Below are 13930 nucleotides of genomic sequence, written 5' to 3'. Positions count from 1 at the left end.
TTCGGATAAGATCCATGCACGGCTGCTCGCCGGGTATCGCCATACCTGCCTCGCCCCGCAGGAAAAGGGAGGAGCGCCGAAGGCCGGGCGTGGTGGGGGCTATAGATATACCGAATTGACGGTGACTGCAGGGAAGACCTTCTGCGATAGAGACAGGGAAGGGGGAACAAGTTCCCCCTCCCCGTCAGCCCCTCCCCCTATGGCGATATCTCCACGGTCCACTGCATGGGCGGATGCTGGATAAGAACCATGCACGGCTTTCCTCCGGCTATCGCCACGTACTGTTCTCGCCCTGGGGCGAGAGGAGGCCGAAGGCCGGGCGTGGTGGGGGCTATGGAGAGAGCCTTATACGATAGAGATGGGGGGCGGACCTCCACCGGCCCTTTCCCAAATGGCGATACCCGCCACGATCCGCTGCATGGAGATACGCCGGAGAAAAAAGGTCGCCCCTGGAACTGATCTGGTTCGGCACCAGCCTCATCAGGGCAAAGGGTGAAATTCGGACAGGGTTTCAATAGAGTGGTTTTATGGTGTTTTCATGCTGGAACCAGACGGGAAGGGAGAGGAATCACGCCTCTTCCCCGTCTTCGGAATCGAGAATCGTGAACCCGATAACCCGGTCGCCGTCGTCGAGCTTCATGACCCGAACACCGCGGGTGCCCCGCTTCTGGATCGAGATCTCGGATACCTTCGTCCGGATCACGATGCCGGACGCACTCATCACGATAATCTCGTCGTCGTCGGAGACCGCCATCGACCCGATGACGTTGCCTGCCCGGGCGTCGACGACGATATTTCGCACCCCGAGCGTGCCCCTGCCGTGGCCGCGGAACTCATCGAACTCCGTCCGCTTCCCATAGCCCTGCTCCGTGATGGTGAGGAGATGATCCTCCTCGACCACCGCCACCGCCTGCAGTGCATCGCCGTGGCGGAGCTTGATCCCCCGCACACCCATGGCGTTGCGGTGAACCGGGCGGACGGCCTCCTCGTGGAACCGGAGGCTCTGCCCGAACTGCGTCGTCAGGATCAGTTCCCGGTTCCCGTCGGTCGCCTTCACGTCCACCACCGCATCATCGCCGCGGAGGTTGATGGCGTTGATCCCGGTCTGCCGCGGCCGCGAGAACTCGTCGAGCGCCATCTTCGCGACCGTTCCGGCCCTCGTCGCGAAGAAGAGGTAGTGGTCGGGCCTGAACTCCCGCACAGGGATCACGGTCGTCACCCGCTCCTCGCCGTCGAGGTTCAGGAGGTTGACGAGGGCCTTGCCCTTGCCGGTCCGCTGCCCCTCGGGGAGGTCGTAGACCTTCAGCCAGTAGACCTTCCCCCTGTCGGTGAAACAGAGGAGGTTATCGAGCATGTTCGCGACGAAGACGTTCTCGACGCCGTCGTCGTCTTTCGTCGCCATGCCGATGACGCCGCGCCCTCCGCGCCGCTGGTTCCGGTAGGTGTCGAGGTCGATTCGCTTGATGTAGTTCGAGGAGGTGAGCGAGACCAGCATCGGCTTGTCCTCGATGAGGTCCTCCTTCTCCAGGATCTCGGTCGCGTGCCCGATCCGGGTCCGCCGTTCGTCACCGAAGCGGGCGCTGATATCGACGAGTTCCTTCCTGATCTCGGCGAGGATGCTCGCTTCGCTTGCGAGGATCGCGGTCAGCCGTTCGACCTCCTGTGCGAGGGCGTCGCGCTCGTCCTGGATCTTCCGGTGCTCGAGTGCCGCAAGCCGCCGGAGTTGCATCTTCAGGATGGCGTCCGCCTGCGCCTCGTCCAGAGCAAACTTTGCCACCAGGGCCGTCTGTGCCTCCTCGGTCGTCCCGGATGCCCGGATGGTTGCAATGACGGCGTCGATGTTGTCGAGCGCAACAAGGAGGCCGCTGAGGATGTGCCTGCGCTCCTCCGCCTTTGCGAGATCGAACTCAGTCCGCCGCCTGACCACGTCCACCCGGTGCTTGAGGAACTCCTGGACGAGTTCCTTCAGGTTCAAGACGCGGGGCTGGCGGTCGACGATGGCGAGGTTGATGATGCCGAAGGAGGACTCGAGCGCCGTGTGCTTGTAGAGGAAGTTCAGGACAACCTGGGGCGCGGTGCCTCTCTTTAAGTCGATGACGATCCGCATGCCGTCCCGGTCCGACTCGTCGCGGATGTCGGAGATGCCCTCGATCCTCTTATCGCGGACGAGGCCGGCGATATTCTCGATAAGACGCGCCTTGTTCACCTGGAACGGGATCTCGCTGACGATGATCTGCGGTGTCCGGCCCTCTTCCTCGATCTCCACGACTCCCCGGACGACGCACTTCCCGCGCCCGGTCAGGTAGGCATCGCGGACACCCTGGGTGCCCATCATGATCCCGCCGGTGGGGAAGTCCGGACCGGGCATAATCCGCATCAATTCCTCGGTGGATATGCCCGGCTCGTCGATGATGCGGCAGGTCGCCTCGCAGACCTCCCGGAGGTTGTGGGGCGGCATGTTCGTCGCCATCCCGACCGCAATCCCGCTCGACCCGTTGACGAGGAGGTTCGGGATCCGGGCGGGGAGGACGTCGGGCTCCTGGAGCGACTCGTCGAAGTTCGGGACGAAATCGACGGTCTCCTTCTCGATATCGGCCAGGAGTTCCTCTGAGAGTTTCGTGAGCCTGGCTTCCGTGTATCGCATGGCGGCAGCGGAGTCCCCGTCGATCGACCCGAAGTTTCCCTGGCCGTCCACGAGCGTATAGCGGTAGGAGAAGGGCTGCGCCATCTTCACCAGCGTGTCGTAGATGGCCGAATCGCCGTGAGGATGGTACTTACCCATCACGTCTCCGACGATACGGGCGCTCTTCTTATAGGGCTTGTCGCTCGTATTGCCGAGCTCCCGCATGGCATAGAGGGTGCGGCGGTGAACCGGCTTCAGGCCGTCTCTCGCGTCAGGGATGGCACGGCCGATGATCACGCTCATCGCGTAGTCGATGTAGCATGATTTCATCTCCTCTTCTATGTTGATCGGGATGACCCCTTCAGACGTCAAGGTTGTTCACCTCCTTTGCATGCCGGCGGATGAAGTCTCTCCGGGCATCCACATTCTCTCCCATAAGTTTCTCGAATATCTCGTTTGCGTAGACGGCATCCTCGATCTTCACCTGTTTGAGGATCCGGTTCGCCGGATCCATCGTGGTGCTCCAGAGCTGCCCGGCATTCATCTCACCGAGACCCTTGTAGCGCTGGATCGTGACGCCCTTCTCGCCGAATTCGGCGACGATCTCCCGCATCTCCTCCTCGCGGTAGGCGTACTTCTCCTGTTTTCCCCGAGCGATCCGGTAGAGCGGTGGTTGGGCGATGTATATGTAGCCGTTCTCGATGAGTTGCGTCATATACCGGTAGAAGAACGTGAGGAGGAGCGTCCGGATATGCGCACCGTCGACATCCGCATCGGTCATCAGGATGACGTGGTGGTACCGGGCCCTCTCAGCATCGAAACTGTCGCCGACCCCGGTGCCGATAGCGGATATCAGCGCCTGAATCTCGGCGTTCTTCAGGATCTTGTGCTCCGACGCCTTCTCGACGTTCAGGATCTTGCCACGCAGGGGGAGGATCGCCTGGAACTTCCGGTCCCGTCCCTGTTTCGCGGAACCGCCTGCAGAGTCTCCTTCCACGATGTAGAGTTCGCTCTTCACCGGGTCCCGCTCCTGGCAGTCGGCGAGTTTCCCCGGGAGGCCTGCGGATTCCAGTGTGCTCTTCCGCCGGGCGAGTTCGCGGGCGTTCTTCGCAGCTTCCCGGGCGCGGGCGGCCGTCATCGCCTTATCCACAACTATCTGAAGGGTTTTCGGGTGTTCCTCGAAGTACTCGGTGAGTGACGAGTAGACGAGCGAGTCCACGATGCCCCGGACGTTGCTGTTCCCGAGGCGCATCTTGGTCTGCCCCTCGAACTGCGGGTTCGCGACCCGGGTACTGATGACGGAAGCAAGTCCTTCCCGGACGTCTTCGCCCTTGACCTGAGCGTCGTTGTTCTTGAAGAGGTTGTTCCGGTGGGCTGCGTTGTTGATCGCCCGGGTGAGGGCGCTCCGGAAGCCTTCGAGGTGGGTCCCGCCCTCCCGGGTATTCACGCTGTTGACGTAGGTGTAGATCGTCTCCGCGTACGAGTTGTTGTACTGCAGGGCGACCTCGACCTCGACCATGCTCTCGGGGTCGCGCTTCTGGAAGTAGATGACATCGTCGTGGAGACGCTCTTTCCCCTCGCTGAGATGGGCGACGAACTGCCTGATGCCGTCCTCGAAGCAGTGGGTGACGGAGTCCCCGGTGCGTTCGTCCCGGAGGCTGATCGTAAGGCCGCTGTTTAAGTAGGCGAGCTCGCGGAGTCGGTGGTCCAGGACATCGTAATCGAACTCGACGGTCTCGAAGATCGACCGGTCGGGTTGGAACGTGATCCGGGTTCCCTGGAGCCGCTCGTAGTCGAGCCGCTGCCCGGGCTGGGTGCCGTAACGCTCCTCACTGCGCAGTTTCTGCTCATGCTCGGTCTCCGGGCGGCTCTCGAGCGGCTTTGCGACCAAGCCCTGCCGGAACTGCATCTTGTAGACCTTGCCGTCCCGGAAGACCGTCGCATCGAGCCAGCTTGCAAGGGCGTTGACGACCGAGACGCCGACCCCGTGCAGCCCGCCGGAGACCTGGTACGTATTTTTATCGAACTTTCCGCCGGCGTGGAGCACGGTGAGGACGATCTCGAGAGCGCTCTTGCCGTACTGGGGCATGATGTCGACCGGGATGCCGCGGCCGTTGTCATCCACCGTGATCGAGCCGTCCTTATTGATGCTCACCTGTATCAGGTCGCAGAACCCGGCAAGCGCCTCGTCTACGGCGTTGTCCACGACCTCGTAGACAAGGTGATGCAGCCCCCGGGGACCCGTGCTGCCAATGTACATGGCGGGACGTTCCCGCACGGGCCGAAGCCCTTCCAGTACCGTGATGTGTGAAGCATCGTAGGTATCAGTCATCTGTGACCTCCGCTGAACGAGCGGCGTCCTGAATCGCAGCAAAACTCACAGTATATATTGGTTTTATAACCACTTATATTGTATGGCTCCGGGAAATTCCCTGATTTGAGGTAATCCTGCTGCTTTATGATTCGATGGGGCTCCAGCGCAGGTGTGCCCGGGAAGCCCCGGCGTCCCGGCCGGTCCCAACTTCCGCGCGGTAAGCGCGCGCTCCCGTCAATCGTATTTTCCCGTATCCGGATCCGGTATGCCGAGTTCTTTATCGACCGCGACCGCGAGCCGGTTGAGGAGCCGTTTCACATCGGCCGCGTCCTCCTTGTCCAGGGTTCCCGGCTGGTGCCAGATCACCATCTTGCGGAGCCGCTCGACGAGTTCTTCGATCTCGGTCCCCCGGAACTGTTCCGGCACGGTGAAGTCGTTGAGGTGGTCCGCGGCGCCGAAGAATGCTCGCTCGGGGGGCAGGCCGAAGTGGCGTGAGAGCAGCATCAGGTTGACGACGAACCCTCTGCCGAATTCGCTCTTTGCAGGCATACTACCCTATGCACCGCCGGGGAATATGAACGATCTGGTTCTTTTGTATGCCGATGGTGTCCCGGGAAACGGTTCCGGGTCTATGGTTCTGGCTGGTCTGAACCCAATCGTTGGTTTGTATCGAGTTATGATGAGCTGATCAACCGAAGCGAGGGAAAATCCCGTATCAGTGGGTCGTGGGGGCTGCACATCTCGCACCTTGCGGTGCTCAAACTTTGTTCCTGAAAGAACATCGCCAGTCCAAGACCTTTGGTCTTCTCCAGCGATGTCCCATAGGGACATCGCCTATCGCCATGAACTGCCCCCACCCCTGGGGGTGGGGTGGGGGTTACAGGTATCCTATTATGTGACAGAGACAGGGGAGGGGGGCACACCCCCCTCCCCGTCAGCCCCACCCCCAGTCGCGATATTCGGTGGAAATCCGTGCACGGCTTCATGATGTGCCGGAGAATGACTGGCCAAAGATACACCGGATAGAACGTCCGGTGTATGAGAAACCCGTAGGCTTCCGACCCACCCAACCAGACCTACGGCTGCACGTAGATCAGAACCGCAGAGAGCACGATGAAGCCGAGCGTCGCGGCGAAGAAGACGATCTCTTGGGTGCGGAGAGGTTTTTTCCTGACATACAGGCCGGCGTTCGCCCCGTATCCCCGACAGAGCATGCTCGTGTAGGTGCGTTCGCCCTGCTCGTAGGAGCGGATGAAGATCGTCCCGACCGTGTAGCCGAGCTGGTTCAGCCGGTAGCGGTAGGAGAGGGTGCGGTCGAGGGGATCGAAGCACCGGGTCGCCATCGCGGTCCGTATCCTGGTGAACATCTCGGCAAAGACAAAGATGTAGCGGACCATCATCGCGAGCGTGAGGGTGAACTCCCGGGGCAGGCCGAGCCTCCCCGCCGCCTCGATCATATCCTGCATCTTCGTCGTCGACGAGAGCAGGATGATGAACGATACGCTGACGACGAACTTCACGAGGAGGATCGACGCGAACTCAACCGACTCCGCGTAGACCTCGATCCCGAACGGCAGGGCTGCAATCGTATGAAAGACGTCGTAGTAGGGGTTTTTCACGAATGCCTGGAACCCGATCAGGAAGATACCGAACGGCAGGATGAGCGCGAGCCTTTTGAGGTAGACCGTCGGCGGGAGACGCGATGCGGCCCAGAGTGCGGCGACAAGAGCGAAGAGGACGGCGCCGAGCTCGTAGACCCTCGTCGAGTACGGCACGGCCACGATCGTCACGATGGCAGCGAGGGCTATGAGGAGTTTAATCCTCGCATCCAGACGGTGGACGATGCTTGTCCGATAAGCATACTTCTCGATGAAGTAGAGGTCGTCGATCATCTTCGTCCCGCGTAGGCTTCAAGGAACGCCTTCTTCGCGTCTTCGTAGGTGTAGGCCATATCGATGGCGACGCCGTTCTCCTGGAGCGACCGGATCAGTTTCGGTATGGGCGGCACGTCGAGCCTTGTCCGGGCGAGCAGTTCCGGCCGGGCGAAGACCTCCTCGACCGTCCCGGAGCCCACGACCTTTCCCTTATCCATCACGTAGACATAGTCTGCCATCTCTGCCACGAGGTCGAGGTGGTGGGTCGAGAAGATCACTGTCATGCCGTACTCCTCGGGCAGCCGGTTGACGAACGCCACGAGGTCGGCGACGCCCTGGGGATCGAGCCCCGCGGTCGGCTCGTCGAGCACCAGCACCTGCGGCTCCATCGCGAGGATGCCGGCGATGGCGACCCGTTTCTTCTCGCCGCCCGAGAGGTGGTGCGGCACGCGCTCGCGCAGGTCCTCGATCCCGAGGAGGTGCAGGGCCTCCTCGACACGGTGGGCGACCGTCGTCTCGTCGAGGCCGAGGTTCGTCGGGCCGAACGCAACATCCTGCTCCACGGTGGGGGAGAAGATCTGGTCGTCGGGGTTCTGGAAGACGATCCCGACGAACTTACGCACCTCGCGGACGTTTGCGTTCGTGATCGGCTCGCCCCTGATCAGCACCTCGCCGGAGGTAGGTTTGAGGATGCCGTTGAAATGCTTGAAGAGGGTGCTTTTCCCGGCACCGTTCGGCCCGATGACGGCGATGCGGGACTTTCTTTCGGCAACGAAGTCCACGCTCTCGAGGGCGCGGACGTCGCCGCGGTAGATATGGGTGAGACCGCGGGTCTCGAGCAGGTGCATAATGGCAAAAAGTGAGAGTTTTTCAGGTATCTAGTTATCGGGCCGTGCGGAGACCCTCGCGACGGCGAAGACCAGTGCCAGCATGAGCAGCGTGCCGATAACGACCGCAAGAACCTCTCCGGCCTTATCCATGCCGGGGATGCTGTAGTCCGGCATGAGCGCCTCGTACGAGAAGTCGTTGCCGGTCGCGGCGACTGCCTGTTCCTCCGCAGCGCCGGCGGCGTCTTCGTCGAGCTCGCTCCCCATGAACGGCTTTGCTTCGTAGATGCTGAAGAAGGCGCTCTCAAGCCCGTCGGGGTTCCCGGATGCAAGGAAGGGCGCGGCAACGGCGATCGCGAGGGCGATCGCGATACCGATGACGACGAACTGTTTCGTCTCCATTACGCGCTCACCCCCGCTGGGTGTTCGAGGATATCCGGCCGTGCCGAGGCTATCAGGTAGAGGGCGACCGCGGTGATGCCCCCCTCGATGAGGCCGATGACGGCGTGGTACGTGCCCATCATGGTGAGGCCGAGAGCGAGCGGGAACGTGCCGGCGACGGCGAGTTCGACCGCACAGAGGATTGCGGAGATGAAGAGCGACGCCCACCCGGCGATGAATGCGGCTGCATACGCGTTTCCGATCACGCGTTTGATGGCGGTATAGCCGTAGTAGCCGATGAATCCCCCGACGACGCCCATGTTGACGATGTTTGCGCCCATGACGGTAATGCCGCCGTCGCCGAAGATGACGCCCTGCACGAGGAGCACCAGCGTCAGGACGAAGACCCCTGCATACGGCGATCCGAGGACGATCGCCGCGAGCGCCGCACCGACCATGTGGCCGCTCGTCCCCCAGGGGATGGGGATGTTCAACGCCTGGATGGCGAAGATGCCGGCGGCGAGGACGGCGACCAGGGGTATCTTCTCCTCTCCCATCGAACGCCGCGCCCACCGGAGGGCGAGAGCGATGAAGATGAGGGCGATGACCCAGTAGACCAGGGCCTGCCCCATCGGTATAAACGCGTCAGGTATATGCACAACAACACCTTGTGGTGTGATATTACATCTTGGTATAAATGTATTACTAAGCGCATCGAATATCTCAGCCAGTAAGAATCCGACGTACTCCCGATGCAAAAAGTATGCCCATCGCCCTTGCCAATGCAGGTTTCAGGGCAAGTTTGCGGAGCAGGGTGCCCGGCCGGTCCATGTCGCCGTGCTCCACGATCGTCGCGATGAGATCGGGATCGTCGAGGGCCCGGCAGAGGCGATCGATCTCCTCCGGCGTCATCTTCTGCCGCATCCGGAGCGCCTTCATCCCGATATCGAGTTCTTTTCCGAAATCCTCCTTCCAGCGCCGTTCATAATCCCGGAGGCTCTCGTCGTCGAACTCCCCGCGCACACAGCACGCCGCGGCGACGGCGGCCGCGTGCTTCGCCGACCGGACGCCGGTGTAGATCCCGCCGCCTGATGTCGGCTTCGCGAACCCCGCCGCGTCGCCGACGATGAGCGCCCGGCGGCCGTAGGTCTGCGGCATGACCCCGAGCGGGATGACCCCGGTCGCGAGGTGGAGCGAGTTTTGCCCGTAGCGGGCGATGAACCGGTCGAAGTGGTCTTTTGCGTGCTCCCGGGCGCAGAGGCCGACCCGGGCGCGGGTCCCCGAGACCGGGATCACCCACCCGAAGAAGTCGGGGGCGGCGTTGGGGTGGAGTTCCACGTAGCGCGGATTCATCTCGTACGGAACCTCCGCCTGCACCCCGGCGAGGTAGAGCGCAGGGCGCTGCAGGCCCAGCATGCGGGCGACGGTGCTCCGGGGCCCGTCGGCGGCGATCAGGAGGCGGAAGGGGATCTCTTCCCGCCCGCGGAGGCCCCGGGTCAGGAGTGAGGTGCCGCTGATGCCCGACGCACTGGTCTTCAGGCGGAACTCCGCCCCGGCGTTCGCCGCCTTTTCTGCCATCTCCCGGTCGAGGAGACACCGGTCGACGACATGGGCCTTCGTGACCCCCGCATCGAAGAGGAGTTCCCCCCCGAGACCCGAGACCATGCGAGCGCCGCTCACCTCGTTCAAGACCGAGCGGTTCGAGACGCCGCACTCGGCAAGAGCGGAGACCGAGAGCAGTCCCGCGCACTGCACCGGGTAGCCGATCGTCCCGTGCTCCTCGATACAGAGCGTCGAAAGCCCCTCCTCCGCACACGCCCGCGCCGCCGCACTCCCGGCAGGCCCTGCGCCCACAACGACTACATCCCAGACCAGAGTATCATGCCTCGCACGAGTTGGTTCCCGGCCGCCGGTGGCAGCCCGGTTCCTGAGTAGAGTGGACGTTCGGCGGTATAAAAGGGGCTGGATGATGGGGGGCGACGAGCCTTCGATGATGGGCCGGGGGGGTGGGAGTTTAGAGGACTGCCCCAACTCCTGCAGAGAGGGGGAGGAGGGCGGAGGGCGGACGAGGTGAGGATTACAGGCATAATCTTCTGAGGAGACAGGGGGGGGGACTGCGCCCCCTCCCCGTCAGCCCCTCCCCCAGTTGCGATATCCTCACGGTCCACTGCATGGAAAACTCGGGGAAGAACCCGGTCCCGGCGCGCTCCCGGGGCACGGCTTCCCACGGGCTATCGTCATGACTGCCCCCGCCCCTCGTGGGCGGGGGAGGAGCGCGAAGCGCGGGCGGGGTGGGGTGACAAGTGCGGAACTTTGAGGGTCGGAGACAGGGGAGGGGGGCTCGCCCCCTCCCCTGCAACCCCTCCCCCATTTGCGATATCCACCACGGTCCAGTTTACGGGTTTTTTCTATGTCCATCTTTCCAGTACCTGCCATCGAAAACGAACGTGATTTAGGTTTAAATCCTGGTTGACGCCCGGTTCTCCTGAAGTCCTCTCTCCAACCCCTACCACGTGCCCCTCCCCGTGTGCAGACAGGCGATACAGATATTAGTCCCGCCCCCCCGCCCCCACAGCTGCGTATTTGATGGATCATGCCCCAGGTAGTACGAAATGTCGGATATGCGGGAGTTTAAATGGAAACAGTGTCTGGTCGTGCGCGCCGACATCAAGATGAGTTGCGGCAAGAAGTGTGCGCAGATCGCCCATGCCGCCATCGGGGCCTACGAGAAGGCCGATAAGATGGCAAAGAAGGCCTGGCTCGACGAGGGGCAGAAGAAGGTGGTGCTGAAGGCGTCAAACGAACGGCAGCTCTTTGAACTCAAGACGATCGCGGAGCGGGCGGGCATCCCCGCGTCGATCATCCAGGACGCCGGGATGACCGAGATCCCGCCGGGAACCGTGACGGCGCTCGGCCTCGGCCCCGCCCGCTCCGAAGACCTCGACCGGATCACCGGAGACCTCTCCCTGCTATGATGCCCTCCCCCTATCCCCTGGAACAGGACCTCGGGATGCGCTACTACGCGTCCGATGCCCCCGGCATCGGCGGGCGGCTTCGTACAAGCCCCGCCGACTTCGTCGTCGATGAACTCCCGCTCCCGATCGCCGACCCGGACGGCCCCTACCTCATCTGCCGGCTCACCAAGACGAACTGGGAGCTCCAGCGGGCGGTCAAGGAGATCGCGAAGAGGCTCGGCATCAGCCACCGGCGGATCGCCTGGGCGGGGACGAAGGACAAGAACGCGGTGACCACCCAGTTTATATCGGTCTACGACGTCCCGCCCGAAGCGGTGGAGCAGGTGCATCTTGCGGACATCTCGCTTGAGGTCGTCGGGCGGTCGCAGCACGCGCTCGCCCTCGGCAGCCTCGCGGGCAACCGGTTCGATATCGTCATCCGCGACTGCATCGAAGAGGGCCTCGCGGAACGGGTGCAGGCGGCGACGGAGGTGGCGTCCGCCGGGATACCGAACTACTACGGGCTGCAGCGGTTCGGCGTCGTCCGGCCGGTCACGCACCTCGTCGGCGAGAGGATCCTCAAGGGCGACTACGAAGGCGCCGTGACCACCTACATCGGCCGGGCCTATCCCCGGGAGTCGGAGGAGGCACAGCGCGCCCGGACGCATTTCGCCGAGACCCGCGATGCGCGGGCGGCGCTCGCCGAGCTTCCCATACGGATGACCTACGAGCGGGCGATGGCGAACCACCTCGTCGCGAACCCCGGCGACTACGCCGGCGCGCTCCGGGCGCTCCCCCCGAAGCTCCTCTCGCTCCTCGTGAGCGCATACCAGTCCTACCTCTTTAACCGCGCGCTCTCCTCCCGGATCGACGCCGGCTTCTCGCTCACCGAGCCTGAAGTCGGCGACCGGCTCCTCTTTTCAGGCGGCCGCGAGGATATCGTCTCCGCGCGGAACCGGCAGGCGGCCCTGGTGCAGGCCCGCCGCGGCCGGTGCCGGATCGCCCTCTTCATCCCGGGAGCCGAACCGGTGGCGTCGCACGGGCCGATGGACGAGATCATGCAGGACCTGATGGCCGAGTCGGGCATCGATGCCGGGGACTTCGAGCGCGCCTCCCGGTTCGTGAAGACCGCGTTTTCCGGTACTCTGAGACCGATCGGCCTCTGCGCCGACGTGGAGGCTGACGTATCCTGTACGGACGTCCGGCTCAAATTCACGCTCCCTCCCGGCCACTACGCGACGACGGTCTGCCGGGAGTACATGAAGGCCGACCCGTACGTGATGATCTAGGCGTTCGGCGTCAAAAAAGGATTATTTGCGAGGGACGGGATGGTAGATCACGTCCCACTCGGTAACCAGGTTGCTCCCGCACATGAAGTGGCGTTTCAGGGAGAGCCGGAACATCTCGCCCTCGGTCTCGATATGCATGCCGCCGACGAGCGACGGGGTGTCTGCGCCGCCGACGATGAACGGCAGGTGGATCAGGCGTATCTCGTCGACGAGGCGGTGGTTCAGCATCGACCAGTTCAGCGTCGGGCCCCCCTCGATCATCATCCGGTCGACGCCGTAGTTATTCTTCAGGATAGTCATCAGTCCCGGCAGGTCGACCTCGTTCTCGCCCGCGACGACGACGTCGACGCCGCGTTCCCGGATCCGGGCGACATTCTCCGTCGGCGCGGCCTCGCTGACGGCGATGACGGTTCTCGCGTCGGATCCGAGGATGTTTGCGTCCGGCGGGATATCCGCCCGGCTGCTCGGAATGACACGGAGCGGGCTTTTCCCCTCGACCAGCCTGACCGTCAGGAAGGAGTTGTCGATCCTGATGGTGTTCGCCCCTACCATGATAGCGTCGCATTCCGCCCGGGTCCGGTGAAGGAGGAGTTCGGTTTCGGGGGCCATGTACTTCATGAGGATCTTGCTCGAAGCCCCGCGCTTCAGGGTAAGTTTCCCGTCGACGGTGATCTCCGACATCATGAGCACGTGCGGCCTGTCGTGTTCTGGCATTGGAATTCGTTCCCGGTGATCTATCTGGCGGGAGCGTTTATGAATCTGATGATTTTAGCCGGTAAACGGTATTCCGGGTGAAGCGTTGCGCCGCGACAGGAGAGAGCAAAGGTTAAACTCCATACGGGCTGATAAATTATGCGATGAATATAACCTCCCTGCGGCCGAAATTCATCAAATATACGGAGCCAATCGCGTCGTTTTTTATACGCCTGGGCGTTACGCCGAACCAGGTCTCGATGCTCTCCGTGCTCTTCGGCTTTTCGTGCGCCCTTGCCTTCGCCGGGCGCCACTTCCTCGCGGGCAGCCTGCTCCTGTTGATCTCGGCGATCCTCGACCTGGTGGACGGGAACGTCGCCCGGAAGAATCACACGGAGAGCCGGTTCGGGGCGGTCTTTGACTGGATCGCCGACAAATACGTCGACGCGGCGGTCATCCTCGGCATAGGGTTCTCCGGCATCCCCATCATCAGCCACCTCATCGAGGTTCCGCAGGTCGTCGACTTTGGTATTGTGGGGCTGGCACTTGCGGGATCGCTGCTGAACACCTTCATCAAGCCGGTCACCTACGCGGAGATCGGGTTCTCCGAGAGGGTCGCCGGGAAGATCGAGGATCCCCTCGAAGGGGTCGGTTTCTTCGGGCGGCCCGAGACGATCCTCGTGCTGGTGCTCGGCGGCGTGACCGGGCTCCTCTGGGTCTCGGTGCTCCTCATCGCGGTCTGCACGAACCTCTCCGCGGCCCAGCGGGTCTTCTACCTCTACCGGCGGTATTCCTGACCGGTTCGCACCTCTTTTTTGGGCCTTGAGGTGAAGCGTGGTGGGTGGGCGTTGCAGCCCGCATCTTGACGGTGCTCGAACTGTGCCCCTTCGTGATGTCGTCCTTCGAATCTATCAGGCTTCTCAAACTCCACCCCCTTCGGCCTTCGCGGCTTTCGCATGAGACTGTATCGCTGTC

Annotated in this window: 12 protein-coding genes; 3 read left to right on the top strand and 9 right to left on the bottom strand. The window is 62.8% G+C overall.

Annotation, left to right across the window (positions count from 1 at the left end; all coding sequences use genetic code 11):
• Positions 1 to 568 precede the first annotated feature (568 nt).
• From gyrA to L21_RS09830, 8 genes are all read right to left on the bottom strand, one after another.
• On the bottom strand, positions 569 to 2995 hold the full coding sequence (gene gyrA / locus L21_RS09865) for a DNA gyrase subunit A (RefSeq protein ID WP_074370312.1): 2427 nt from the start codon (positions 2993 to 2995) through the stop codon (positions 569 to 571).
• Complete coding sequence (gyrB, locus tag L21_RS09860; RefSeq protein WP_074370311.1) at positions 2985 to 4955, bottom strand: DNA topoisomerase (ATP-hydrolyzing) subunit B; 1971 nt, start codon at positions 4953 to 4955, stop codon at positions 2985 to 2987. Before gyrB ends, gyrA begins: the two co-directional genes overlap by 11 nt.
• 216 nt (positions 4956 to 5171) lie before the next feature.
• Positions 5172 to 5486: a hypothetical protein gene (locus tag L21_RS09855; RefSeq protein WP_074370310.1), complete on the bottom strand. Its 315-nt coding sequence runs from the start codon at positions 5484 to 5486 to the stop codon at positions 5172 to 5174.
• 527 nt (positions 5487 to 6013) lie between these two features.
• Complete coding sequence (gene cbiQ, locus L21_RS09850; RefSeq protein ID WP_074370309.1) at positions 6014 to 6829, bottom strand: cobalt ECF transporter T component CbiQ; 816 nt, start codon at positions 6827 to 6829, stop codon at positions 6014 to 6016.
• Positions 6826 to 7659, bottom strand: coding sequence for an ATP-binding cassette domain-containing protein (locus L21_RS09845; RefSeq protein ID WP_074370308.1), 834 nt, complete (start codon positions 7657 to 7659; stop codon positions 6826 to 6828). Before L21_RS09845 ends, cbiQ begins: the two co-directional genes overlap by 4 nt.
• Before the next feature lie 30 nt (positions 7660 to 7689).
• Positions 7690 to 8040 (bottom strand): PDGLE domain-containing protein, encoded by a 351-nt coding sequence (locus L21_RS09840; RefSeq protein WP_074370307.1) that lies wholly within the window; start codon positions 8038 to 8040, stop codon positions 7690 to 7692.
• Positions 8040 to 8678, bottom strand: a complete 639-nt coding sequence (gene cbiM, locus L21_RS09835) for a cobalt transporter CbiM (protein ID WP_074370306.1) — start codon at positions 8676 to 8678, stop codon at positions 8040 to 8042. The genes L21_RS09840 and cbiM overlap by 1 nt, the downstream gene beginning before the upstream one ends.
• Positions 8679 to 8742: 64 nt before the next feature.
• A complete protein-coding gene (locus tag L21_RS09830) occupies positions 8743 to 9894 on the bottom strand; it encodes an NAD(P)/FAD-dependent oxidoreductase (RefSeq protein ID WP_074370330.1) in 1152 nt (383 codons plus the stop codon).
• Positions 9895 to 10631: 737 nt separating this feature from the next.
• On the opposite strand from L21_RS09830, the gene pth2 reads away from it, so the two are divergent.
• The gene (gene pth2, locus L21_RS09825; protein WP_074370305.1) at positions 10632 to 10994 is read left to right on the top strand and encodes a peptidyl-tRNA hydrolase Pth2; all 363 of its coding nucleotides are present in this window, start codon (positions 10632 to 10634) and stop codon (positions 10992 to 10994) included.
• Entirely contained in the window at positions 10991 to 12262 is a 1272-nt protein-coding gene (gene truD / locus L21_RS09820; RefSeq protein WP_074370304.1) for a tRNA pseudouridine(13) synthase TruD, read from the top strand. Before pth2 ends, truD begins: the two co-directional genes overlap by 4 nt.
• 21 nt (positions 12263 to 12283) lie before the next feature.
• Here truD and L21_RS09815 read toward each other — a convergent pair whose 3' ends face one another.
• Positions 12284 to 12976, bottom strand: coding sequence for a dihydrofolate reductase family protein (locus L21_RS09815; protein ID WP_074370303.1), 693 nt, complete (start codon positions 12974 to 12976; stop codon positions 12284 to 12286).
• Between the two features lie 143 nt (positions 12977 to 13119).
• Between L21_RS09815 and L21_RS09810 the strand changes: the two genes are divergently transcribed.
• Positions 13120 to 13752, top strand: coding sequence for a CDP-alcohol phosphatidyltransferase family protein (locus L21_RS09810; protein WP_074370302.1), 633 nt, complete (start codon positions 13120 to 13122; stop codon positions 13750 to 13752).
• Positions 13753 to 13930 lie beyond the last annotated feature (178 nt).

The sequence above is a fragment of the Methanoculleus chikugoensis genome, from assembly GCF_900095385.1.
Lineage (GTDB): Archaea > Halobacteriota > Methanomicrobia > Methanomicrobiales > Methanoculleaceae > Methanoculleus > Methanoculleus chikugoensis_A.
Note: the sequence above shows the minus strand (reverse complement) of the source record. Positions and strands in the feature narration are given on the sequence as shown.